The organism is Micrococcus sp. EWR3.9.1, assembly GCF_052615555.1.
The window spans coordinates 17,443-41,075 of record NZ_JBQXFD010000015.1; the positions used below are offsets into that span (position 1 = coordinate 17,443).

16 protein-coding genes are annotated in these 23,633 nt (G+C 72.1%); 9 read left to right on the forward strand and 7 right to left on the reverse strand.

From position 1 onward, the window contains the following. Positions 1 to 43: 43 nt before the first annotated feature. The 8 genes from ACUJ8O_RS09355 to ACUJ8O_RS09390 all read left to right on the forward strand — a co-directional run bounded on the left by ACUJ8O_RS09355 (position 44) and on the right by ACUJ8O_RS09390 (position 11,172). Positions 44 to 2,221 carry a 3-hydroxyacyl-CoA dehydrogenase NAD-binding domain-containing protein gene (locus tag ACUJ8O_RS09355; protein WP_036336659.1) on the forward strand — a complete coding sequence of 726 codons (2,178 nt, stop codon included), beginning with the start codon at positions 44 to 46 and terminating at the stop codon, positions 2,219 to 2,221. Beyond that, positions 2,218 to 3,069, forward strand: a complete 852-nt coding sequence (locus tag ACUJ8O_RS09360; RefSeq protein ID WP_036336661.1) for a CoA transferase — start codon at positions 2,218 to 2,220, stop codon at positions 3,067 to 3,069. The genes ACUJ8O_RS09355 and ACUJ8O_RS09360 overlap by 4 nt, the downstream gene beginning before the upstream one ends. A gap of 47 nt (positions 3,070 to 3,116) precedes the next feature. After that, the gene (locus tag ACUJ8O_RS09365) at positions 3,117 to 4,298 is read left to right on the forward strand and encodes an acyl-CoA dehydrogenase family protein (protein ID WP_036336663.1); all 1,182 of its coding nucleotides are present in this window, start codon (positions 3,117 to 3,119) and stop codon (positions 4,296 to 4,298) included. A gap of 39 nt (positions 4,299 to 4,337) precedes the next feature. After that, the gene (locus ACUJ8O_RS09370) at positions 4,338 to 5,942 is read left to right on the forward strand and encodes a long-chain-fatty-acid--CoA ligase (protein WP_256999298.1); all 1,605 of its coding nucleotides are present in this window, start codon (positions 4,338 to 4,340) and stop codon (positions 5,940 to 5,942) included. 83 nt (positions 5,943 to 6,025) lie between these two features. Next, positions 6,026 to 7,024 carry an LD-carboxypeptidase gene (locus ACUJ8O_RS09375; RefSeq protein WP_316242181.1) on the forward strand — a complete coding sequence of 333 codons (999 nt, stop codon included), beginning with the start codon at positions 6,026 to 6,028 and terminating at the stop codon, positions 7,022 to 7,024. 314 nt (positions 7,025 to 7,338) lie between these two features. Beyond that, complete coding sequence (locus tag ACUJ8O_RS09380; protein ID WP_036336667.1) at positions 7,339 to 8,271, forward strand: HNH endonuclease; 933 nt, start codon at positions 7,339 to 7,341, stop codon at positions 8,269 to 8,271. A 228-nt stretch (positions 8,272 to 8,499) separates the two neighbouring features. Then, the gene (locus ACUJ8O_RS09385; RefSeq protein ID WP_036336669.1) at positions 8,500 to 9,975 is read left to right on the forward strand and encodes an aldehyde dehydrogenase family protein; all 1,476 of its coding nucleotides are present in this window, start codon (positions 8,500 to 8,502) and stop codon (positions 9,973 to 9,975) included. A 261-nt stretch (positions 9,976 to 10,236) separates the two neighbouring features. After that, positions 10,237 to 11,172 carry a hypothetical protein gene (locus tag ACUJ8O_RS09390; RefSeq protein ID WP_095347226.1) on the forward strand — a complete coding sequence of 312 codons (936 nt, stop codon included), beginning with the start codon at positions 10,237 to 10,239 and terminating at the stop codon, positions 11,170 to 11,172. Positions 11,173 to 11,292: 120 nt separating this feature from the next. Here ACUJ8O_RS09390 and ACUJ8O_RS09395 read toward each other — a convergent pair whose 3' ends face one another. From ACUJ8O_RS09395 to ACUJ8O_RS09420, 6 genes are read right to left on the reverse strand one after another with little or no spacing between them, the layout of a single operon-like run. Continuing rightward, complete coding sequence (locus ACUJ8O_RS09395; protein WP_445373332.1) at positions 11,293 to 12,831, reverse strand: DUF1846 domain-containing protein; 1,539 nt, start codon at positions 12,829 to 12,831, stop codon at positions 11,293 to 11,295. 31 nt (positions 12,832 to 12,862) lie between these two features. Then, the gene (locus tag ACUJ8O_RS09400) at positions 12,863 to 13,864 is read right to left on the reverse strand and encodes a trimeric intracellular cation channel family protein (protein WP_095347228.1); all 1,002 of its coding nucleotides are present in this window, start codon (positions 13,862 to 13,864) and stop codon (positions 12,863 to 12,865) included. A gap of 22 nt (positions 13,865 to 13,886) precedes the next feature. Continuing rightward, on the reverse strand, positions 13,887 to 14,798 hold the full coding sequence (locus ACUJ8O_RS09405) for a trimeric intracellular cation channel family protein (protein ID WP_095347229.1): 912 nt from the start codon (positions 14,796 to 14,798) through the stop codon (positions 13,887 to 13,889). Between the two features lie 57 nt (positions 14,799 to 14,855). Beyond that, a complete protein-coding gene (locus ACUJ8O_RS09410) occupies positions 14,856 to 16,037 on the reverse strand; it encodes an ATP-binding protein (RefSeq protein ID WP_010080078.1) in 1,182 nt (393 codons plus the stop codon). Positions 16,038 to 16,075: 38 nt separating this feature from the next. Then, positions 16,076 to 17,509, reverse strand: a complete 1,434-nt coding sequence (gene purB, locus ACUJ8O_RS09415) for an adenylosuccinate lyase (RefSeq protein ID WP_095347230.1) — start codon at positions 17,507 to 17,509, stop codon at positions 16,076 to 16,078. A gap of 57 nt (positions 17,510 to 17,566) precedes the next feature. Then, the gene (locus tag ACUJ8O_RS09420) at positions 17,567 to 18,181 is read right to left on the reverse strand and encodes a GNAT family N-acetyltransferase (RefSeq protein ID WP_095347231.1); all 615 of its coding nucleotides are present in this window, start codon (positions 18,179 to 18,181) and stop codon (positions 17,567 to 17,569) included. Positions 18,182 to 18,334: 153 nt separating this feature from the next. Here ACUJ8O_RS09420 and ACUJ8O_RS09425 point away from each other — a divergent pair, with 153 nt between their 5' ends. Then, a complete protein-coding gene (locus tag ACUJ8O_RS09425; protein WP_095347232.1) occupies positions 18,335 to 19,915 on the forward strand; it encodes an AMP-binding protein in 1,581 nt (526 codons plus the stop codon). Between the two features lies 1 nt (position 19,916). Here the strand turns inward: ACUJ8O_RS09425 and ACUJ8O_RS09430 are convergent, their stop codons facing one another. Then, positions 19,917 to 23,507, reverse strand: a complete 3,591-nt coding sequence (locus ACUJ8O_RS09430) for a TM0106 family RecB-like putative nuclease (protein WP_095347233.1) — start codon at positions 23,505 to 23,507, stop codon at positions 19,917 to 19,919. Positions 23,508 to 23,633: the final 126 nt, after the last annotated feature.

Sequence of the window (23,633 nt, forward strand, 5' to 3'; positions counted from 1 at the left end):
CCCCACCCACCCGACCGACCAGCACGGCAGGAAGAGCACCGGCATGAGTGAGCACATGATCACCTGGGACCAGGACGCCGACGGCGTCGTCACGCTGACCATGGACGACCCGCAGGCGCGGGTCAACACGATGAACGAGCGGTACCAGGACGCGATGGACGCCGTCGTGGACCGCCTGGAGGCGGAACGGGACACGGTGACCGGCGTCGTCCTGACCAGCGCGAAGAAGACCTTCTTCGCCGGCGGCGACCTGGACTCCCTGGCCCAGGCCGGCCCCGAGGACGTGGAGTCCGTGTTCGCGCTGACGCAGCGGGTCAAGGGCCAGCTGCGCCGCCTCGAGACCCTCGGCCGCCCCGTGGTCGCCGCGATCAACGGCACGGCGCTCGGCGGCGGCCTGGAGATCGCGCTGGCCTGCCACCGGCGCATCGCCGTGGACGACCCGGGGCTGAAGGTCGGCCTCCCGGAGGTCACCCTGGGCCTGCTGCCCGGAGGCGGCGGCATCACCCGCCTGGTGCGCATGGTGGGCGTGGAGCGCGCCCTGATGGACTGGCTGCTGCAGGGCACCGCCCGCGACGCCCGGGCCGCGATGGAGAAGGGGATCATCGACGAGGTCGTGACCGACCCCGCGGACCTGGTGCCCGCCGCCAAGCGCTGGATCCTGGAGCACCGCGACGACGCCGACGCCGCCGTGAAGCCCTGGGACGTCAAGGGCTTCACGATCCCCGGCGGCACCCCCGCCCAGGCCTCCTTTGCCTCCCGCCTGCCCGCGTTCTCCGCCACCCTGCGCCGGCAGCTCCACGGCGCGGACCTGCCCGCCCCGAAGGCGATCCTCAGCGCCGCGGTGGAGGGCTCGCAGGTGGACTTCGACACCGCCTCGCGCATCGAGACCCGGTACTTCGTGTCCCTCGTGACGGGCCACACCTCCTCCGCCATGATCCAGGCGTTCCACTCGGACATGCAGGCGCTGCGTTCCGGCACGGCCCTGGGCGGTCCCTCCCGCGAGCGCAGCACGATCACCACGGCGGCGGTGCTGGGCGCCGGGATGATGGGCGTGGGCATCGCCCACGCGCTCGCGCTCAACGGCGTGGACGTGATGCTCAAGGACGTCAGCCTGGAGGCCGCCGAGCGCGGCCGTGAGCGGGTGGGCGCCCTCCTCGAGGGGCGCGTGGCGAAGGGGCGCATGAGCCGCGAGGACGCCGACGCCGTCCTGGCCCGGGTACAGCCCACCGAGGACTATCAGGACCTCGCCCACGTGGACGCGGTGATCGAGGCCGTGTTCGAGGACGTCGAGCTCAAGGACGCGGTGTTCGCCGAGGTGGAGGAGGTGGTCGGCCCGGACACCCTGCTGTGCAGCAACACCTCCACGCTGCCGATCACCCTGCTGCAGGGCCCGCGGGAGCGGCCCCAGGACTTCATCGGCCTGCACTTCTTCTCCCCGGTGGACCGGATGAGGCTCGTGGAGATCATCCGTGGTGAGCAGACCTCCCAGCGCACGGTGGAGCGCGCCTACGACCTGGTGCAGCAGATCCGCAAGCTGCCCATCCTGGTCAACGACGGGCGCGGCTTCTACACCTCCCGCGTCTACGGCACGCTCGTGCTCGAGGCCGCGGCCCTCGTGGAGGAGGGCGTCGACGCGCAGCGGATCGAGCGGGCGGCCCGCCACGCCGGCTTCCCGGCCTCCCCGCTGGCCATGATGGACGAGGTCTCCCTGACCCTGATCCAGCACATCCGCCGCGAGGAGGAGAAGGCCGTCGCCGAGGCCGGCGGTGAGCGTCCGGTGCGTCCGGGCGAGCGCGTGGTGGAGCGCATGGTGGACGAGTTCGGCCGCCCGGGCCGCGCTCAGGGCGCCGGCTTCTACGAGTACCCGGAGGAGGGCCCCAAGCACCTCTGGCCGGGCCTGGCCGAGCACTTCGCCACCGGGGCGGACGTGCCCGAGCAGGACCTGCAGGACCGCCTGCTCTACCGCATGGCCATCGAGACGGCCCGCTGCTTCGACGACGGCGTCCTCACCGACGCCCCCTCGGCGAACCTCGGCGGCGTGTTCGGCATCGGCTTCCCGCCGCACACCGGTGGGCCCGTGACGTTCATGACGCACCGCGAGGGCGGACCGGCCGCGTTCGTGGCCCGCGCCGACGAGCTGGCCGACCGCTACGGCGAGCGGTTCCGTCCCGGCGACACCCTCCGGCAGCGGGCCGAGCGAGGCGAGGGGCCGGGCCGATGAGCGCCGCACCGCTGGCCGGGGTGCGCGTGGTGACCATCGCGCTGAACCTGCCCGGGCCCGTCGCCGCGGCCCGCCTGCAGGAGCTGGGCGCCGACGTCGTCACGGTGCTCCCGCCCAGCGGGGACCCCGTGGCCACCCTGGTGCCGGCCCTCTACGAGGAGCTGCACCGCGGGCAGTCGGTGCGCACCGTGGACATGAAGTCCCAGGCCGGGGCCGCCGAGATGGAGCAGATCCTGGCCGAGGCGGACGTGTTCCTCACCTCCCACCGCTCCGGGGCGCTGCGCCGGCTGGGCCTGGACGCCGACGCCGTCCGCGCCCGCCACCGGCGGATCTGCCAGGTGGACATCACCGGATACGACGGGGACCGCACGGACGTGCCAGGCCATGACATCAACTACCAGGCCGCGGCGGGCCTCCTGGCGCCGGGGGCTCCACCGCGGATCCTCGCGGCGGATCTGCACGGTGCCGAGCGGGCCGTCTCCGCCGCGCTGGCCCTGCTGTGGGCCCGCGGCGCGGACGGGGACGGCGGGCACGCCACGGTGGCGCTCGCCGATGCCGCGCACGCCCTGGCCCTGCCCAACCGGCACCGCATGACGGGCCCGCGCAGCCCCCTGGGCGGGGCCCTGCCCCACTACGGGGTGTATCCGGCGGCCGAGGGCCATGTTGCCGTCGGCGCGCTCGAGCCGCACTTCGCGGCCGCGCTCGTCGAGGGTCTCGGGCTGGACGCGGACGGGGACGTCCGCGCGCAGCTCACCGAGGCCCTCTCCCGGCACGACGCCGCCCACTGGCAGGTATGGGGGGAGGAGCGGGGCATCCCGCTCACCGCCCTGGCCAGCCCCACCGCCTGACCCCCACGACTCAGCACCCCCCCTCGAACGACCTCCAGGAGCCCCTCATGACCACCACGGATTCCCGCACCCGCTCGCTGATCGACGTCGACGTCCTCGAGTACCACCGCCTCCTGACGCCCGAGCAGCAGGAGAAGCTCGCGGAGATCCGCGCCGCCCTGGCCGAGATCGTCACCCCGCACGTGGCCGAGGCCTGGAGCCGGGACGAGTTCCCGCACGAGATCGCCCGCCGCGTCGGCGAGCTGGGCTACAACCACATCAGCGGCATGACCGAGGACCCGCTGTTCCGCGGGCACCTGATGGCCGAGCTGGCCCGCGCGGACATCTCCCTCAGCGTGTACTTCGCCCTGCACAACGACCTCGTCGGGGCCACCCTGGAGGCCCTGGGCTCGGAGGAGCAGAAGCAGACGTGGCTGCCGGGCCTGTACGCGATGGAGTACACCGGCTGCTTCGCGCTGACCGAGCCGGAGCACGGCTCCGACGTCGCCGGCGGCATGGCCACCACGGCCCGCCGAGAGGGGGACGAGTGGGTGATCAACGGGGCCAAGCGGTGGATCGGCAACGGCACCATGTCCCGCATCGCGATCGTGTGGGCCCGGGACGAGGAGGACGACCAGGTCAAGGGCTTCATCGTGGAGACCGACACCCCCGGCTACGAGGCCACCAAGATCGAGCACAAGACCGCGGTGAAGATCGTCCAGAACGCGGACATCACCTTCACGGACGTGCGCATCCCGGCGGAGAACAAGCTGGAGAAGGCCAACACCTTCGCGGACACCAACGTGATCCTGCTGGGCTCCCGCAACGGCCTGGGCTGGCAGGCCGTGGGCGCGCAGCAGGGCATCCTCGACGCCGCCCGCCGCTACGCGCTGGAGCGCACCCAGTTCGGCCGCCCGATCGCCGGGCATCAGCTGGTGCAGTCCCTGCTCGTGCAGATCGCGGCCAACCTGGCGGCCACCCTGGGCATGGCGCACCGGGCGGTGCAGCTCGAGGCCGCCGGCGAGGTGTCCATGACGCAGGCCTCCCTGGTGAAGCTGAAGACCTCCCAGATGTGCCGCGAGTCGGCCGCGCTGGGCCGGCAGATGATGGGCGGCAACGGCATCCTCGCCGACGTCGGGCTCGGTCGGTTCTTCTGCGACGTCGAGGCGATCTTCACGTACGAGGGCACCTACGAGGTGAACTCGCTGATCGTGGGCCGCGGCCTCACCGGACACTCCGCCTTCCTCTGACCCCCCTCCGACGACCGCCCCACCAGATCAGGAGCCACCGTGACGACCTCCGAGACCACCTCCGAGACCACCTCCGAGACCCCCGACACCTCCGCGACCACCCACGGCCGGCCCACCGAGCGCCGGGGTCATGTGGCCGAGCTGCTCTCGGCCACCGTGGCCCGGCAGCCGGATGCCGTGGCCCTGCGGATCGGTGAGGCCCGCATGACCTACCGCGAACTGGACCAGGTCACGGCCGCGACGGCCGGCTGGCTGCGCCACCGCGGGGTGGGCCCGGGGGACCGGGTGGCCGTGATGCTGCCCAACGTCCCGGCCTTCGTGGCGGTCTACGAGGCGCTCATGCGTCTGGGCGCGGTGATGGTGCCGCTCAACCCGCTGTTCACCGCCCGTGAGCTGGAGTACTTCCTCGAGGACTCCGGGGCGCGCATGCTCTGGGCCATGCCCGGGCTGCCGGCCGTGGACGAGGTGGCCGGGAACGTCGACGTCGAGGTGGTCACCCTGGACCTCGAAGCGGTCGGGCGGGAGTGCGCCGCCGAGGGCATCGCCCCGGTCACGGAGATCACCCCGCGGGACCCCGACGACGACGCCGTCCTGCTCTACACTTCGGGCACCACGGGGCGATCCAAGGGTGCCCGGCTGACGCACACGAACCTGCGTTCCAACGCCATGGCGACGGCGACCGGTCTGGGCCGGCTCGGCCCGGACGACGTCGTGTTCGCGGCGCTGCCGATGTTCCACGTGTTCGGGCTCTCGGTGGTGCTCAACGGCGCGGTGTTCGCCGGGTCCACCCTGTCCCTGATGCCGCGCTTCGTGCCGGAGGCCGCCTACGACCAGCTGCAGGACCACGGCATCACGTTCCTGCCCGGCGTGCCCACCATGCACGGGGCGTTCCTCTCCGTGGCCCGGGCCCGCCGTGAGGCCGGGGCCGAGCCGGCGGACTTCTCGCGGCTGCGCATGCCCCTCTCCGGCGGTGCGAGCCTGCCGGTGGAGACGCTGCGCGCGGCGGAGAAGCTGTTCGGCGTGCCCGTGTTGGAGGGCTACGGGCTGTCCGAGAACGCGGGTGCGTGCTTCTTCAACCCCGTGGACGCGCCGACCCGCCCGGGCACCGTGGGCCGGCCGGTGGACGGCTTCGAGTTCCGGATCGTCGCGATGGACGGCACCGAGGTGCCCGAGGAGGACCTCGAGACCTCCGGTGAGCTGCGCATCCGGGGCGAGGGCATCATGGCCGGCTACTGGGGCCGCCCGGAGGACACGGAGGCGGCGTTCGACGAGGACGGCTGGTTCCGCACCGGGGACATCGCCCGCCGGGACGAGGCCGGGTACGTGATGATCGTGGACCGGCTCAAGGACGTGATCATCCGCGGCGGCATGAACGTGTACCCCCGTGAGGTGGAGGAGGTCCTCTACGAGCATCCGGACGTGGTCGAGGCCGCCGTGGTGGGTGTGCCGGACGAGCGGCTGGGCGAGGAGATCGCCGCCTTCGTCTCGCTGGCCCCGGGCAGCACCGCCACGGGGGAGGAGCTCCAGGCGTTCGCGGCCGAACGTCTGGCCCGCTACAAGCAGCCGCGGGAGGTGACCATCATGGACGGGCTGCCCAAGAACGCCACGGGCAAGATCCTGCGGCGCGAGCTGCGTCAGGGGTGAGGGGCGCCGGGCGGTCTGGGCGCAGGTCGTCTGGTCTGAGTGAGAGGAACGACGGACAGGTGGCCTCTCGCTACGCTCCCGCGGTGCACGAGCAGGCGATGCGCCGCCTGGCCGAGGTGACCGGACTGGTGCCGGTCGAGTACCCCACCACCCGGCAGCTCGGGGCGAGTCCCGAGAGCCGAGCGCGGGACCTGAACGCGGCGTTCGCGGACCCGCAGATCCGGGCGGTGATCGCCACGGTCGGCGGGGAGGACCAGATCACCGTGATCGGCCACCTGGACGCGGACGCCGTGCGCGCGGACCCCAAGCCGTTCCTCGGCTACAGCGACAACACCAACCTGCACCAGTGGCTGTGGGCGAACGGCGTGGCGAGCTTCTACGGCGGCTCCACCCAGGTGCACCTGGGGCCGGGGCCGGCTGTGGATGAGGTGCACGCCGCGTCCCTGCGGGCCGCCCTGCTGACGGGAGGGCGGCTGGAGATCACGGAGCCGGGGGAGTCGGAGGATCACGGCGTCGACTGGCTGGACCCGCGGGCGCTCACCGAGTTCGGGACGCGCGAGCCGGTGCCGGGCCCGCACGACGACGGCGCGCGCGGCGTCGGCGCGGGCGCCTCACCGTGGCGCTGGGCCGGGCCGCGGCGCGCCGTGACCGGCCGGACGTGGGGCGGCTGCCTCGAGGTGCTGCCGTGGGTGATGGCGGCCGGCCGCGGGCCTGCGGACATGGCGGTGCTCGAGGGTGGTGTGCTGCTCATCGAGACCAGTGAGGAGCTGCCGAGCGCCGGCGAGGTGCGGCGGCTGCTGCGGATCCTGGGGGAGAGCGGCGTGCTCGGCGCCGTGGACGCCGTGCTGGCGGCTCGCCCGCCGACGAGATCCTTCGAGGTGCCGCGCGGTGCGGAGGAGCGGGCGCGGCGGCGCGCGGAGCAGGCCGATGTGGTGCTGGAGGAGGTCGGGCGCTACAACCCGGACGCGGTGGTGTGCGTGGGCGTCCCGTTCGGCCACACCCGGCCGCAGTGGGTACTGCCGCACGGCGGGGTGATGACCGTGGACGGAGCGGAGCGGCGGGTGTGGGCGGAGTACTGCTGAGAACAGGCACCGCGACCCAACACCCAGAAAGATGCACATCACAGCCAGGCCCGCGAGCCCGGCGCGCCACGCCCCGTGCCCACCATGGGCATGGACCTCAGCTCTGCGCTGGACGGCGTTTCCGTCCTGACCATCACCCTGAACCTGCCCGGCCCAGCGCCGTCGTCGGGCTGCCGACCCGGCACGGCCTGCTCGAGCCCGACACCATCCTCGGCAGCGTGGCCCGGTGCGGCCAAGCCCGATGCGGGGCCGTGCTTGGTACGGTGCGACATAGACGGCGTCCGCGTCTGAGGCGCTCGCGAGCAAGGACCCCCATGAGTGAACCGATAGGGCTGCGTGACGCTGCCATTGAGTGGCTGAAGATGCGTTCGCTCGATGGCCAGGTACCGCTCACCCGGGAGGACATCGGTGACTTCCGGTGGAACGGGGAGCCGTTCCCGCTGATCTCTACGCAGAACGGAATCCGCAAGCCGGCAGGGTTTGATGCCGCGCTTTCCTTTTACACGGTGTATCGCCCAAAGGGTCATGCCCGTCCCTACGAGGATGAAATCGGCGACGACGGCCTCATGCGCTACAAGTGGCAGGGCACGAATCCCCGTCTCCCAGCGAACCAGGGGCTCTTCCGGGCATACGAGCGCGGCCTCCCGCTGATCTGGTTCGTTGGCGTGGGCATGAGTCCGGCACGGTTTCAAGTGGTGGCTCCGGTCTATGTTGTAGGACGCGAGGATGAGCGACACCAAATCGTCTTTGCGCCGATGGAGCCGGAGGACTATTCGCCGGAACTCATGCATGAGTCTGTTCTGGAGGCGTCTCTCAAGCGGTACCTGAGGCGGGAGGTCAAGATCCGCGTTCACCAGCCGCATTTCCGTTCCACCGTGCTGGCCGCCTACGACAACCACTGCGCGGTCTGCAATTTTGCGCATCCGGAATTGCTGGACGCTGCTCACATTGTTCCGGATCGTGAGGTGCATGGTCTGCCGACCGTTGTCAATGGCCTTGCCATGTGCAGGATCCACCACGGTGCTTTCGACAATCACTTCTTGGGCATCACACCTGACTTCACCGTGGAGATCCGACAAGATCTCTTGGACGAGGTAGATGGGCCGATGCTGCGGCACGGACTTCAGGACCTCCACGGGCGAAAACTCATGAAGCTGCCCACGCGGCGGGCGGACCGCCCATGCCGTGAGAATCTCGCGTGGGCATACGAGCGCTTCCGGGAGGCCACCGTTGCCGATGTCGCCTGATGCGGCTCGGCCGTCGTGATGGTCCGCGGGCTGTGACGTGCCGGGGATGGGGAGCAACCATGACGGCGACGAAGATGCGTCGGGGAGAGCCCGTTGCGGTGACGGCACCCGGGGGCTCGAGCTTGTCCCTTCTCTCCTCAGTGGCCCCAAGGTCTCGCCAAGCCCCCCACCCATGCGGGTGAACTGGGTGTTCCAGTCCCGAACTCCCCGTTGAGAGAGGAGCACCTCATGACCCCCACGACCTCCACCCCCGCCACGTTCCACGACACCCGTGTGGACCAGCAGTTCATCGCCGGCCAGTGGCGCGACGGCGCCTCCGGTGACCGCGCGTCGGACATCAACCCCTACACCGACGACGTCGTCGCCGAGTTCGCCCTCGCCACCGCGGAGGACCTCGACGAGGCCTACCGCGCCGCCGCCGCGGCCCAGGAGGAGTGGGCCGCCATGCCGCCGAAGGACCGGGCCGCCGTCCTGCGTCGTGCGGCCGAGATCCTCGAAGAGCGCCGCGACGAGGTCATCGACTGGCTCGTGAAGGAGGCCGGCTCCACCCGCATCAAGGCGGACTCCGAGGTCAGCCTCGCGATCGCCATCACCCAGGAGGCAGCGAGCTTCCCCACCCGAGTGCACGGGAAGATCTTCGATTCCAACACGCCGAACCGCGAGACGCGGGTGTACCGCAAGCCGATCGGCGTCGTCGGGGTCATCTCACCGTGGAACTTCCCGCTCCACCTGTCCCAGCGCTCCGTGGCTCCCGCGCTCGCGCTGGGCAACGCGGTGGTCCTCAAGCCCGCGTCGGACACCGCGGTCACGGGCGGAACCCTGATCGCCCGCGTCTTCGAGGAGGCAGGACTGCCCGCCGGCGTGCTGTCCGTTGTGGTGGGTTCCGGCTCCGAGATCGGTGACGCCTTCGTCACCCACCCCGTGCCGCGCCTGATCTCCTTCACCGGCTCCACCGTCGTGGGCAAACAGGTGGCCGCGAACGCCGTCACCGGGGACACCATCAAGAAGGTGGCGCTCGAGCTCGGCGGGAACGCGCCGCTCGTGGTGCTCGACGACGCCGACCTCGACGCAGCGGTCGACCAGGCCGTGCTCGGCGGCTACCTCCACTCCGGGCAGATCTGCATGTCGGTGCAGCGCGTGATCGTGGACGAGTCCGTCTACGACGAGTTCCTGCCCAAGTACGAGGGCGCGGTGAAGGCGCTCAAGGTCGGCGACCCTGCTGAGGAGGGCGTCCTGGTGGGGCCGATCATCAACGACTCCCAGGTCGAGAGCCTCAGGAAGAAGATCGCGTCGGCGGAGGCGGACGGTGCCCGGGCACTCGTGGGCGGCGAGATCCAGGGCCGTGTGGTGCCGCCTTTCGTCTGGGTGGACGCCACGGCCGACATGGACATCGCGCGTGAGGAGATCTTCGGCCCCATGACGGTGGTGCTCAAGGCCCATGACGAAGCCCATGCGCTCGAGCTGGCCAACGACCACGAGTACGGCCTCTCCTCGGCCGTCTTCACGCAGGATCTGGACCGCGGGCTGCGCTTCGCGAACGGACTGGCGGCGGGCATGAGCTTCATCAACGAGATGACCGTGCAGGACGAGGCGCACGTGGCCTTCGGTGGCGCCCGGAACTCCGGTCTGGGGCGGTTCAACGGCGAGTGGGCCCTGGAGGAGTTCACCACCGACCACACCATCGGCGTGACGCGGGTGGGCTGACCCAGACCGGCTACGCGCAGACCCCCTGCTGAGTGACGAGCCCTGCGATATGGCCCCTAAAACCCGCTGGCAGGGGCCATATCGCAGGGCTCGTCACCGGGGGTGGGTGGGGGCGGTGCTGGACGGTCTCCTGCACAGGTGCGTGTGGCCGGGCCGTGGTCCACCGGTCGGACTCCGCGCGCCCCGATCGCCCACGCGGAGCACCAGCCTGGTCGCATGCCGCGACCCCTCGCTCCTCTCGCCACGTCGCTTCCTACGATTTTGACCGTCCCGGAGGGCCGAGAGGCCGGCCTGAGCCGCGCCCGGCTCCGCGCACCGGACCTGGTCGCGATCGGCCACGGCCTGCGCATGAGCCGGGATGTCGAGGCCACGTGGACGGACTATCTGCGCGCCGTCCAGTCGCTGAACCCCTCGGGGGTGTTCTCCCACGCCACGGCCGCGCGGATCTGGGGGATGTGGATCCCGGGCCGGCTGCTCGAGGATCCGCGGGTCCATCTCGCGAAGGAGCGCGGCCACGGAGGACGGACGAGTCGGTCGGGCCTGGTCACTCACCAGCTCCAGCCGGACGCACCCGTGATCGAGTACCGGGGTCTGCGTCTGACCGCCCCCGCCTGGACCTGGGTGGACCTCGCCCACCACCTCTCTGTCGAGGATCTCGTGGTCGCTGGGGACAGCCTGCTGCCGTCACCGCACGGGGCGGAGGCGCGCCGTCTCGGTCACCTGCCTCCCCGGGCCACCACGGTGGACGAGATGCGGCGTCTCGCGCACGCACGGAAGAACGTCCGCGGCATCGTGCGGGCTCGCGCTGTGCTGGACCTGTTGCGCACGGGCGCGGACTCTCCGCCGGAGTCGCGGCTACGGCACCGGCTCCACGAGGCGGGATTCCCCGAGCCTCAGGTGAATCCCCCGATCCGCTTCAGCTCCGGGGAGACGGTCCGCGTGGACCTGGCCTGGGAGGAACTGCGGATGTGCCTCGAGTTCGACGGCGACCAGCACCGTACGGATCGGGCTCAGTGGCAGCGGGATCGGGCGCGCAGGCGCGGTCTCGAAGCCGACGACTGGGCCGTCACCTGGGTCGCGGGCGAGGTCTTCACACGCGGTGGCTGGCCCCGCTTCGTCGGGGACCTGTCCCGCCTCATGCGTCGCCAGGCCGCCCGACACGGCACGGTGCTGCCGCCGCGACTGCCCGGGGAGTGAGCCGGCGGCGCGTGCCGGCGTCGTGGTCTGCCTCCACGGGACGACGAGCCTTGCGATATGGCCCCTAAAACGCCCCGGAAAGGGCCATATCGCAAGGCTCGTCGCAAGAACCGCCTCGCCTCAGCGCTTCCGGTACAGCCCCTTCTTCTGGAACTTCGGCTCGCTCGTCACGAGCATCCCCAGGGACCGGAAGATGCCCTCGTCCACGGAGCCGAGGATCGTCGTCGTGTGCACGTCGCAGCCCTCGAGGCTCGCCAGCTGCTCGACGGCCGCCCTCGCGTTCGCGTCGGTCGCCGCGGACACGGACAGCGCGATCAGCACCTCATCCGTGTGCAGCCGTGGGTTCTTGGAGCCCAGGTGCACGGTCTTGAGCGTCTGGATCGGCTCGATCGAGGCGGGGGAGAGCAGGTGCACGTCGTCCTCGATGCCGGCCAGCACCTTGAGGGCGTTGAGCAGCACCGCGGCGGAGCAGCCCAGCAGCTCCGAGGTCTTGCCGGTCACCAGGGTGCCGTCCGCCAGCTGCACGGCCGCGCCGGGCTCACCGGTGCGCTCGGCCACCAGCTGCGCGGCACCCACCACCGGGCGGTCCTCCGAGCTCAGGCCCAGCTTGGACATCACCAGGGCCACGCGCTCGGACTCGGTGTCGTCCGCGCCCTCCAGGGCCTCGTTGACCTGGGCCTTGTAGTAGCGCCGGATGATCTCCTGCTTCGCGGCCTCCTGGCACACCTCGTCGTCCACGATCGCCGCGCCGGCCATGTTCACGCCCATGTCCGTGGGGGACTTGTACGGGGTGGTGCCCGTGACCTTCTCCAGCAGCGCGGACAGCAGCGGGAACACCTCGACGTCGCGGTTGTAGCTCGTCACCCGCTCGCCGTACTCGGCCAGGTGGAACGGGTCGATCAGGTTGATGTCGTCCAGGTCCACGGTGGCGGCCTCGTAGGCGGCGTTCACCGGGTGCTCGAGCGGCAGGTTCCAGATGGGGAACGTCTCGAACTTCGCGTAGCCGGCCGGGATGCCCCGCTGCCGATCGTTGTACACCTGGCTCAGGCACGTCGCCAGCTTGCCGGAGCCCGGGCCGGGGGCCGTCACGACGACGAGGTCCCGCGTGGTCTCGGACCACTCGTTCGCGCCGAAGCCCTGCTCCGAGACGATCGTGGACATGGCGTGCGGGTAGCCGGGGATCACGCGGTGGCGGGCCACCTTCAGGCCGAGCCGCTCGAGCTTCTCGAGGAATGCCAGCGCGCGGTGGTTGGCGTCCTCCAGCTGCGTGACCACCACGTGCTCCACCAGGAACCCGCGCTCCCGGAACACGTCCACGAGGCGCAGGACGTCGTCCTCGTACGTGATGCCCAGGTCCGCGCGGACCTTGTTCCGCTCGAGGTCCTTGGCGTTGAAGCACACCAGGATCTCGGTCTCGTCCTTGATGCGGTCGAGCATCGCGATCTTGTTGTCCGGGGTGAAGCCGGGCAGGACGCGGGAGGCGTGCAGGTCGTCGAAGAGCTTGCCGCCCATCTCCAGGTACAGCTTCCCGCCGATCTGGCGGCGGCGTTCCTGGATGTGCTGGGACTGCAGCTCGATGTACTTCTCGCGGTCGAACCCGAGGGGACGCGCGGTGTACTGGGTGGCCATGGTGGGGACGCTGTCAGCGGTGCCGGTCATGGACCTCCAGCATAGCCACTCTCAGCGCCCGTCAGCCCCGCGACCCGTCCCGGTCCGGGCCAGCGTCGTCCTCGGGGCTGCGGTCCGCCACCCAGTCGTCCTCCGGGTCGTCGTAGGAGCGGGTGCGGCCCGTGCGCAGGTCCGTGACGTCCATGATGCCGGTCTCCGGGTGGTAGCGGACGGACTGCCGGGTGGCCTCGTCCACCACGGTGATGGACTGCGTGTCCGGGTCGTAGTCCTCCACCCGCACCTGGTCCTCGTACTCTTCGGCAGGGCCGAACACCGGCCGCAGCGTGCGCTCCCGGGCGCGCGCCGCGCGTCGGGCCGCCGCGGCCTGCGCCTGCTCCGCCAGGCGACGCAGACGGTCCAGCTGGTCCTTGTCCTGGGTGACGTGTGCCCCGGGCAGCCGCCACTGGTAGCGGTACGCCACCATGCGCACCGTGAAGATCAGCAGGGCGATCAGGAAGCCCGTGAACGCGTTCAGGGCGCCGTTCTGGGCGGCCATCTCCGCCACCCCCGCCCCCACGAAGGCGGGCATCACGTAGACGCCGCGGGGGTCGAAGATGGAGGGCACCTCGTTGGCCACGATGTCCCGCAGCACACCGCCGCCGAGCGCCGCGACGGTGGCCACCACCACCACGGACACCGGATGGATGCCCATGGCGTGCGCGATCATCACGCCGGACACCGTGAACAGGGCGAGGCCGGCGGCGTCGAACAGGGTGATGGTCAGGTTCAGCCGGTTGGGCCGGATCGCGCCCACGTACACCAGCAGGGACACCAGCACGGGCGGGGCCAGGTAGACCGGGTCCTGCAGCGACGCCGGCAGGCCCCGGTCCAGGACGATGTCCCGGGTGATGCCGCCGCCCAGGCCCGCCAGCAGGGCCAGCGCCACGGAGCCCACCAGGTCGAAGTCCTTGCGTGCGGCCAGCAGGGCGCCGGAGACCGCGAAGAAGAACACCCCCACCAGGTCCAGGACGGTCAGCAGCCAGGGGACGTCGGCCAGCTCGGCGAACAGCTGCGGCAGGGCCACGGCGGCTCCTTTCCAGGGGGGGTCAGCGGCGGGAGGCGGCGTCGTCGCCGTCGACGGTGCGGTCCATGGCGTTCTCCTCCACCTGCGGGGTGGGCGTGGTGGGCTCCTGGCCGCTCTCGCGCGGCGGGTCGGCGGGGCTGCCCTGGTCCCGGACGTCCGGCACGGGCGGGGCGTCGTCCGGGTCCATGCGCTGGCGCTGGGTCTCCCCGGTGATCTCCGCGCCCGGGGCCATCCACTCCCGGCGCAGGGAGACCACGCGCAGCGCCAGGACCACGAGCATCACCGCGAGCATCGTGTAGATGCTCAGCAGCTCGGCCTGGCCCAGCGCGGAGGTGGCGGCGGCGCCGATCAGCGCCGGCACGGCGTACCAGCCGCGCCCGCCGAACACGGCCGGGGGCTCGCCCGCCACCACGTCTCGCAGCAGGCCGCCGCCCACCGCCGTCACGAGCCCGAGCACCGCGGCCGAGACGGGGGAGAGCCCCCCGAGCAGCGCGATCCGGGTGCCGACCACGCAGTACACGGCCAGTCCCACCGCGTCCACGAGCATCACCGCGTGCTTGCCGCGCTCGCCGTCGAGGACCTTGAAGAACACGGCCAGCGACGCCAGCACCGGCAGGATCAGGTACCACGGGTTGCGGAAGGCAGCCGGGACGTCCTGGTTGACGATCAGGTCGCGGATCACGCCGCCGCCGGTGCCCACCATGAGCGCCAGCAGCAGGGAGCCGACGATGTCGTACCCCTTCCGGACGGCCAGGATAGCGCCGGAGATCGCGAAGAAGAACACGCCCACCAGGTCCACCGCCGTGACGATCTGGGTCACGGCCTCGGCCACCTGGCCGGTCTCGTCGACGGCGGAGGGCAGGTCGCGCTGGAGCTCTTCCGGGCTCTTGGGGGACGTGGTCAGCAGCCAGACGGCGACGGAGCAGGTCAGCATGGGGTCACGGTAGCGGGGACGCTCCTGTGGTGTCCCCGCAGCCCGGGCCGGCGCCCGTCATGTCAGGGGAGGCGGGTAGGCGCTCCAGTCGTCGTCCGGAGCCGACGCCGGGCCCCTGTCGGTCAGAGAGCGGATGTAGGCGCCGAGGTAGGGAAGGGCGAAGCGGAGGTACCCGTGTCCGTCCGGTTGCACGTAGCCGCTGTCGATGAGTCGGTTCCGATACTGATTCACATACTGGCTGTAGGAGCCGAGGCGCGCGGTGATGTCGCCGATGCGGGATCGCTCCTCGTCGACAGCCATGGCGCGGAGGAACTCCTGATCCTTGGCGGAGAGGTCGTTGAAGACCTTTGACAGCACGCGGTCCATCACCGCCTGCAGCCCCCGGGCGCGGGCTGCCTCGGCGGCAGACAGGTCGATCCGGGGCTGGTTCGGCCGGTGTCGCCACGCGTAGTCGCCCAGCAGCTGGACGAGGTAGGGGTAGCCCTGGGCCGCGGCGATCAGCATCTCCAGGGCTTCTGCGGTGAACTCCCGGCCGCCGAGGCGTGCCGTCTCCGCGAGGACGTGGCGGGTCTCCTTCGGGGAAAGTCGGTGGAAGTCGGCGGTCCGGGAGCGGCGGAGAAAGGTCGTGTGCTCCTGCCGTACGAGTTCGTCGAGGTCGACCTTGATGCCGGCGAATGCCACGACGATGTCTGCTCCGCGGCTGATGGCATGGGAGATCTCCCGTGCGACGGCGCTGACCTCTCGCAGGCGCGTCTTGCCCGAGGAGACCTCGTCGATCGTGATGAGGATTCCGCGCACCCCGGCATGTTGGGCAACGGTCACCAGATCATTGCGCATGAGTGGACGAGAGGGACGCTCTGTGACCTCCCACGCGGCGGAGAAGTGCCAGAGCCCCAGTTCCTTGAGCTCACGTTTGGTCTGCCGGGGTAGGGAATTCACGACGTCTGGCAACGTGCTCTCCACCAGCCGGCGTTGGAGGCCCGCGCTGGCATCCTCGCTGATCACGAGCCAACCAGCATCTCGGGCGAGGTCTTCGATCCGCTGCAGCATGGAGGTCTTTCCGGCGCCCCTCAGCCCGGACAGGAGGACGGACTGGTTCTCGCCGAAGTCATGGTCTTGGAAAACTCTGCCCATGTCGCGGAGCAGGTCTTCGTGGCCGCCGAACACGAGGGGACGCCGCCCGTACCCCGGCGTGAAGGGGCTGTTCGGCTGGTCTGGGCAGGGCACGGGATCGCGCATGCTCACATCGTATTTGTTTTTTTTGTTCGGCAGACCCGTCAGCGCCCGCCGAACTCGGCGGCCAGGCGCGCCGCGAGGCCCGTGTAGCCGGCGGGCGTGAGGGCGAGCAGGCGCGCCTGAGCGCCCTCGGACAGGCCCAGGCCCTGCACGAACTCGCGCATGCGCGCCCCGTCCACGCGGTGGCCGCGGGTCAGCTCCTTGAGGCGCTCGTAGGGGTTGTCCATGCCCGGCACGCCGGCGATCGCCTCGGCACGCATCACGGTCTGGACGGCCTCGCCGAGCACCTCCCAGTTCGCGTCGAGGTCCTCGGCCAGCACGGACTCGGCCACCTGGAGCTGGCCCATGCCCTTGGTGACGTTGGTCAGGGCGAGCACCGAGTGGCCGAGGGCCACGCCGATGTTGCGCTGCGACGTCGAGTCGGTGAGGTCGCGCTGCCAGCGTGACTCCACGAGGGTGGCGCCCAGCGAGTCGAGCAGGGCGCAGGAGAGCTCGAGGTTGGCCTCCGCGTTCTCGAAGCGGATCGGGTTCACCTTGTGCGGCATCGTGGAGGAGCCGGTCGCGCCGGCCACGGGGATCTGCGCGAAGTAGCCGATGGAGATGTAGCTCCACACGTCCACGCAGAAGCCGTGGAGGATCCGGTTGAAGCGCGCGACGTCGGCGTACAGCTCCGCCTGCCAGTCGTGGGACTCGATCTGGGTGGTCAGCGGGTTCCAGGTGAGGCCGAGGTGCTCCACGAAGGACCGGGACAGGGCCGGCCAGTCCGCGTCCGGGGCGGCGGCGAGGTGGGCGGCGTAGGTGCCGGTGGCGCCGTTGATCTTGCCCAGGTACTCCTGGCCGGCGATGCGCCGGGTCTGGCGGGTCAGACGGTGCACGAACACGGCCATCTCCTTGCCCAGCGTGGTGGGCGTGGCCGGCTGGCCGTGCGTGCGGGAGAGCATGGGGGTCTCGGCGGCCTCGGCGGCCATCGCGGAGACGGTGGCCACGGCGGCGCGGGCGGCCGGCAGCCAGACCTGCTCGACGGCGTCGCGCACGCCCACCGCGTAGGCGAGGTTGTTGATGTCCTCGGAGGTGCACGCGAAGTGCACGAGCGGCTTCAGCCGGCCCAGGCCCAGCCCCTCGAGGCGGTCGGCGATGAAGTACTCGACGGCCTTCACGTCGTGCACCGTGACCTTCTCGGTGGCCGCCAGCTCGGCCACGGACTCCGCGTCGAAGTCCGTGACGATCGCCCGCAGCCCCGCCTGCTGCTCGGCCGTGAGCGGCTCGAGACCCGGCAGCACGCGGTGCTCGGCCAGGTGGATGAACCACTCGACCTCCACGTGGATGCGGTTGCGGTTCAGCGCCGCCTCGGACAGGTGCTCCACGAGCGGCTCCACCGCCGCACGGTAGCGGCCGTCCAGGGGGCCGAGGGCGATGCCGGCCTCGGCGAGGGAACGGCGGTGGGCGGTGGACGCGGGCGCGGGCTGCGAGGTCATGGCCCCCATTCTGGCAGGCGCCGCGGACGCCCGACGAAGGCGGCGACCGGGCCGTCCTCAGCCGTCCGCCGACGCCGGCCACCAGTCTCGCCGGAGCACCGCGAGCTGCACCGAGTCCCATCGCCGGCCCTCCCAGGAGTGCGCCTCGGGGATGCGGGCGACCTCGGCGTACCCGACGCGGACCGCCGACGCGATCATCCGCGCGTTGCCGGACCACGTGACCAGGCTCAGCAGGTGCGCGTCCGTCTCCGCGAACGACGCGTCCGACCACAGCGTGAGCGCCGCCCGCCCGACGCCGCGGCCCCACGTGGTCGGGTCGAACAGCAGGATGCCGAGCTCCCACCAGCCCGAGCCCGCCGGATGCTGCTCCGTGCGGGTCACGAGACCGACGGGGGCGCCCTCCACTGTGACGACCCGGACGTCCGGGTCGCCGACGCGCCGGCGCGCGTGGTCGGCATCGAAGTCCGCGCGGCTCGGCGGGGCGGTCGTGTCCGCGGCGTGGAAGTAGGGGGCGTCCCACGACTTCCACTCGGGGTCCTCGGCGCCGTGGATCCAGGTCCACAGGAAGTCGGCGTCGTCGGCGGCCACCGGGCGCAGCGCGACGTCGGTCCGGGGTGGGGCGGCCGCGCGCGTCCCGGAGGGGCGAGGGGTGGCGGGATCGAGCTCGGTCATGGCGCCATCCTGCCCTCAGCCGCGACGGGGTGGCGAGTGCAACATCGAGTGCAACATGCGGACGCGCCCGGTGGCCCGGGGCGCGGCGGACCTACCGTGGCTGACGTCGCCGTCGCCCGGCGTCGGCGTGCCGAGAGGGATGAGGAGACCGAGATGACGGAACTGACCGGGCAGGCCAGCGAGGCCGGGACGATCGACCGGCTGATGGCCGGGTGGGTCGCCGACGTCGAGACCCCGGACGCCTGCGCCGCCCACCTGCTCTGCGACCGATGGCCGGCCGACGCCGTGGCGTTCCGGTTCGTGGCGGAGGACATGTCCGCCGTCGACCTCACCTTCGGCGAGCTGGCCGACCGCTCCCGCCGCCTCGCCACCGGCCTCGCCGCCCGCGGCGTCACGCGCGGCGACCGCGTCCCCGTGATGATGTCCAAACGGGAGGAGCTCGTCATCACGCTGCTGGCCCTGTGGCGGCTCGGCGCCGTGCACGTGCCGCTGTTCACCGCGTTCGCCGAGGGCGCCGCACGGATGCGCATCGAGGGCGCGGCGGCGCGGTTCGTCGTCGCCGAACCCCGCCAGGCCGAGAAGCTCACGGACATCCCCGGCATCGAGATCATCCGCACCGGCGCGGAGTGGGACGCGCTCGCGGACTCCGCGCCGCTGGCCGAGGACGTCGCCGTCGGCGGGGATGGGCCGATCGCCCTGCTGTTCACCTCCGGCACCACCGGCCGCCCCAAGGGGGTGCCCGTGCCGCTGCGCGCGGCCGCCGCGTTCGCCGTCTATCTCACGTGCGCGGTGGACTTGCGCCCCGAGGACCTGTTCTGGAACGCGGCCGACCACGGCTGGGCGTACGGGCTGTACTACGGGATCGTCGGCACGCTGGTGCTCGGGGTGACCTCGGTGCAGTACCGCGGCGCGTTCTCCCCGGCGACCATGGTCGAGGTGATCCGCTCGCAGGGCGTCACGAACCTCGCCGGCGCCCCCACGATGTTCCGCGCGCTGGCCAAGGCCGGGGAGGTCACCGAGGACGCCCCGCTGCGGCTGCGGCGCGTGTCCACGGCGGGGGAGCCGCTGCCGCCGTCCGTGCTCGAGTGGGGCCGGTCGGCCCTCGGCACGGAGATCCGCGACCACTACGGCCAGACCGAGCTGGGCATGGTCATCTGCACCCTCGCGCACCCCGAGCTGGCCGCGCCGCCCCGCCCGGGTTCGATGGGTGTGCCCCTGCCGGGGATCGCCGCCCAGATCCGGGGCGGGCAGATCGCGATCGACGCGGCCTCGCCCCTGTTCTGGTTCCCCGGGTACCTCGGGGAGCCGGAGAAGACCGCGGAGCGCTTCACCCCGGACGGCCGCTGGTACCTGACCGGGGACACCGCCCGGCAGGACGACGACGGCTGGTTCTTCTTCTCCTCCCGGGACGACGACGTGATCCTCGCCGCCGGGTACCGGATCGGCCCGTTCGACGTGGAGTCCGTGCTCATCGACCACCCGCGGGTGCAGGACGTGGCCGTCGTCGGCCTGCCGGACCCGGAGGGGGTGCGGGGCGAGGAGGTCGTGGCGTTCGTGGTGCCCGCCGGGGCCGTCGCGGACCCGGACGCCCTGGCGGCCGCGCTGCAGGCGAAAGTCCGCGACGAGTACTCCAAGCACGCCTACCCGCGCCGGGTGCACTTCGTGGACCGGCTGCCCAAGACCCCCTCCGGCAAGCTGCAGCGGTTCCTGCTGCGCCAGGGCGCCGCCGGCTGAGTCAGCGGTGCACGAGCCGCAGGAACGCGCCGATCATCGGCAGGTCCTCGGGGCTGGTGGGCAGCGCGTCCGCGAGGGCGGGGGAGTGGACGAGGTAGGCGGCCCACTGTCCGCGCGAGATCGACACGTTGAGCCGGTTCCGGTTCAGGAGGAAGTCCAGCCCGCGCGGCACCTCCTGGGGTGAGGACGCCGCCATCGTCAGGATCGCGACGGCGGCCTCCCGGCCCTGGAACTTGTCCACGGTGCCGACGGTGGTGCCCTCGAGGCCGGCGGCGTCGAGCGCCTCCCGGACCGTGGCGACCTGCGCGTTGTACGGGGCCACCACGATCACGTCGGACGGCTCGAGCGGTCGGCCGGGGTCGTCCGGGCCGGTGGACCAGGTGCGGCCGAGCAGTGACCGGATGATCTCGACGACGGCCGCGGCCTCCTCCGGCGAGGACACCGCGTTGCCCGTGTGGGAGACCGGCCACGGGTGCAGCCCGGGCTCCACGCCGTCGAGGCGGCGGGCGTCCGTGACGTCCTCCTTCGCGCCGAGCTCGCCGGCGTAGGAGAGCGTGGAGACGGCCTCCGTCAGCGCGGAGTGCATACGCCAGGAGGTGTCCAGGAAGAAGCCGCGGTCTGCGCGCAGCACCGGCTCGTCGGCGGCCAGCCAGCTCAGCGCGGCCTCGCCAATCGGCTGGGGGTGGGTCCCCTTGGTGACCTGCGGCAGCTGCTGGGGGTCGCCGAGCAGGAGCACAGTGCGGGCCATGGCCGCCGCGGCGAGGGTGTGCGCCAGGGAGAATTGCCCGGCCTCGTCGATCACCAGGAGGTCGAACTCCTGCACGTCCTCGTGCGCGAAGGTCCAGGCGGTGCCGCCGACGACGTGGCCGGGGAGGCCGATGTACGGCTTGGCGTCCGACACCGTGGCCCAGGGGCGCTCGGGCGCGTCCTTGCCGCGCTTCTCCGCCTTGAGCACCTGTTTCTTCGGCACCCCGATGGACACGAGCTTGCCCAGGAAGTTCTCCACCACGGCGTGGGACTGGGCCGTGACGCCCACGCTCCACCCGCGTTCGAGCAGGGCCTTCACGGCGTGGCTCCCCACGTGGGTCTTGCCCGTCCCGGGAGGGCCCTGGACGGCGACGTAGGAGCCCCGCGCGGACTCGAGCGCCTCCACGAGCGCCTCCCAGCCCTGGCGGGCGGGAGCGGGCGCGGAGTCGCCCTCGCGCAGCTCGGTGGAGATGGCCGCCAGGGGGCGGCCGGCGGTCGCCGGGGGGCGGCGCGCCAGGATGTCGAAGGCGGCCGTGGACGGGGCGGCGGCGTCGCCTCCCGATCCCGGCAGACCGCCGGCCTGCACCGCGGTCCGGGCGCGCTCGCGCAGGCGCTCCTTGAGCTTGTCCGTGTTCACCACCGTGTGGGCGAACGCCGCCATGGGCAGCTCCGAATGCTGCTCCACGTCCTGCGTGGGGATCTTCTCCCGCAGCAGCACCACGGAGCTGCCGTCCGGGCGGTCCTCGACGTCCTCCACGACGGCCTTGGCACCGACCCAGCGCACCGCGTTGGGTTGGAGGAGGTCGCGGCGGTCCGCCGGGACGTCCTCGTACACCGTGATGGCCTCGGCTCCGGGCTGCAGCGAGCTCCCCGGCTCCAGGGTGCCGGCCATCCGCAGCACCCGCTGGAAGGTCCGAGCGCCCTTGGGTCGGTGCCAGTCCTCGGCCACGTCCACGCGATCCGCCACGACGTTGGCGCGGGCGTCCTGCCACTCATCCGGCGGGGAGATGCCGCGGTCGAAGAAGGCCCACCACACGGGTTTGTCCTCGCGCTGGTAGAAGCCCAGCCCGGCGGCGAGCAGGGCCACGCCGCGCTGCTCGTCGTCCAGGACGGCGTCCGCGTCGTCCGCGGTGGGCAGGAGGCCCAGGAGGTCCGCCTCCAGGCGCGCGTCCTCGCCCTCCAAGGCGGGGGCGGGCTCGACGAGGTGCTCATCGTCGTCGGGCCGGGGTGCCGTGGCGCCGTGCTCGGCGGTGCGCCCCACCTGCTCCAGCAGCCAGTCCCGCAGCCGCGCCGTGGAGACGCAGTCGTACCGGTTGTAGTCCTCGATGTCGGCGCGGATCGCCCTCGCGACCTCGGTGTCCCCGGCCTCCAGCGCGGCGACGTACCGGTGGTACTCGGTGACGCTGTCCGCCGCCGTCGTGACGCCGTCCTCCGCCCGGTGCTCCGCCCCCATGTAGAGGGGCTCCAGCTTCTTGATGGAGTAGCTCGGCACACCGGCCCGCAGGGCGGCGCGGACCGTGGAGTAGAGGTCCACGAACAGCCCCGCGCGCAGCCAGTCGTCCAGCTCGCGCTCGCCCACGCCGTGGCGCACGGTCAGCCGTTTCAGCGCGGTGACCTCGTACGCGGCGTAGTGGTAGATCCGCATCCCCGGGTGGGTCGCACGCCGCGCCTCCACGAACGCCACGAACTGCTCGAGCGCCGCCCGCTCGGCGGCACGGGTGTCCGCCCACAGACCCGTGAACCGGAAGTCGGCCGAGGCGGTGCGCGCGGTGTCCCCGCCCGGCGCCTCGACCCAGCCCCACAGGTACTCGAGGCCCTCCATGCTCCCGTCCGCGGAGACCCACAGCGGGTCCCCCTCGAAGTCGAAGAAGACGTCTCCGGCGTCCGGCGCCGGCAGCCCCGCCACGGCGCGCGGGTCCACGATCCGATGCGGCGGAAGCCCGTCCGCCCCGGCCGGCTCCAGCTGGATGGCCGCCTGTTCCCGCAGCGCCTCCCACGTGCGGCGGGCCATGCCCTCCGGCGGTGCGACGGACGCCGCGAGCTGCTCGATGGTCGTGATGCCGGCCTCGCGCAGCCGGGTGCGCTGCAACCGCGTGGCCCCCGCCGTGAGCAGCACGTCCCGGTGCTCGGCGACGGCCTCCTCGCACGCCTCGCATGCGCCGCAGACGCTCAGGCGGTCGTCGCCCCAGCGGGCGGGCTCCCCGGCGGCCACGTGATCCTGCAGCAGCGCCTCCAGCCGGGCGCGCTGGTGCCGGTACACCGGGATCACCTCGTCCAGGTCCGCGACGTGCCGGGAACCGTCCCCGAGCCACAGGCTGCCCTGCCGCGTCCGCGGCACGCCCATGCCGTCCAGCAGGTCCGCGTACGCGGCGATCTGCAGCAGCGCCGTCACCCGTGCATGCCGGGCCAGCTTCGTGTCCACCACCTCGTACGCGCCCTCGGGGTGCTCCTCGTCCGTGCGGAGCACGAGGAAGTCGGCCAGGCCGCCGAACGCGCCGTCGTGCAGCATCCCCTGGAACACGACGGCGGGACGCGCGGCCAACGCCGCCGCGGTGCGCTCGCGGGCGGCCCGCACACCCTCGGGCGTGTAGCGCTCCGGGCGGGCGAGCCGGACCACCTGGTCCCCGCCGCGCTCCGCCTCGAGTCGCGCGAGCACGCGGGACTCGTGCTCGTCCCCGAGGCGGGAGACCCGCTCGAGGAACGCGTCCGCCACGCCGATCCGCGGGGCGCGCCCGAGCGCGGGGTCCACCGTCCCGCGCAGCCACCCGTACGTGCACGTCGCGGCGGCGGTGATGTCCGAGGGGCTGAGCATGAAGGAGGCGCGGTCCGGCGCGAAGGTCACCATGCCGTCACCCTAGACAGGAGTCGCGGACGCGATGGGCAGGGCCCGCGCACAGGATCCCGGCGCGCCTCGCCCCGGCGGCGGCAGGGTGGGGCCGGCGCGCGTCACACACCGGAACGGACTTGACGT

What these genes read in the sequence shown, in the direction of transcription:
- ACUJ8O_RS09355 (WP_036336659.1), top strand. Translation starts at nt 44, where the DNA reads ATGAGTGAGCACATGATCACCTGGGACCAGGACGCCGACGGCGTCGTC.
- ACUJ8O_RS09360 (WP_036336661.1), top strand. Translation starts at nt 2,218, where the DNA reads ATGAGCGCCGCACCGCTGGCCGGGGTGCGCGTGGTGACCATCGCGCTG.
- ACUJ8O_RS09365 (WP_036336663.1), top strand. Translation starts at nt 3,117, where the DNA reads ATGACCACCACGGATTCCCGCACCCGCTCGCTGATCGACGTCGACGTC.
- ACUJ8O_RS09380 (WP_036336667.1), top strand. Translation starts at nt 7,339, where the DNA reads ATGAGTGAACCGATAGGGCTGCGTGACGCTGCCATTGAGTGGCTGAAG.
- ACUJ8O_RS09385 (WP_036336669.1), top strand. Translation starts at nt 8,500, where the DNA reads ATGACCCCCACGACCTCCACCCCCGCCACGTTCCACGACACCCGTGTG.
- ACUJ8O_RS09395 (WP_445373332.1), bottom strand. Translation starts at nt 12,831, where the DNA reads ATGACCGGCACCGCTGACAGCGTCCCCACCATGGCCACCCAGTACACC.
- ACUJ8O_RS09405 (WP_095347229.1), bottom strand. Translation starts at nt 14,798, where the DNA reads ATGCTGACCTGCTCCGTCGCCGTCTGGCTGCTGACCACGTCCCCCAAG.
- ACUJ8O_RS09410 (WP_010080078.1), bottom strand. Translation starts at nt 16,037, where the DNA reads ATGCGCGATCCCGTGCCCTGCCCAGACCAGCCGAACAGCCCCTTCACG.
- purB (WP_095347230.1), bottom strand. Translation starts at nt 17,509, where the DNA reads ATGACCTCGCAGCCCGCGCCCGCGTCCACCGCCCACCGCCGTTCCCTC.
- ACUJ8O_RS09420 (WP_095347231.1), bottom strand. Translation starts at nt 18,181, where the DNA reads ATGACCGAGCTCGATCCCGCCACCCCTCGCCCCTCCGGGACGCGCGCG.
- ACUJ8O_RS09425 (WP_095347232.1), top strand. Translation starts at nt 18,335, where the DNA reads ATGACGGAACTGACCGGGCAGGCCAGCGAGGCCGGGACGATCGACCGG.
- ACUJ8O_RS09430 (WP_095347233.1), bottom strand. Translation starts at nt 23,507, where the DNA reads ATGGTGACCTTCGCGCCGGACCGCGCCTCCTTCATGCTCAGCCCCTCG.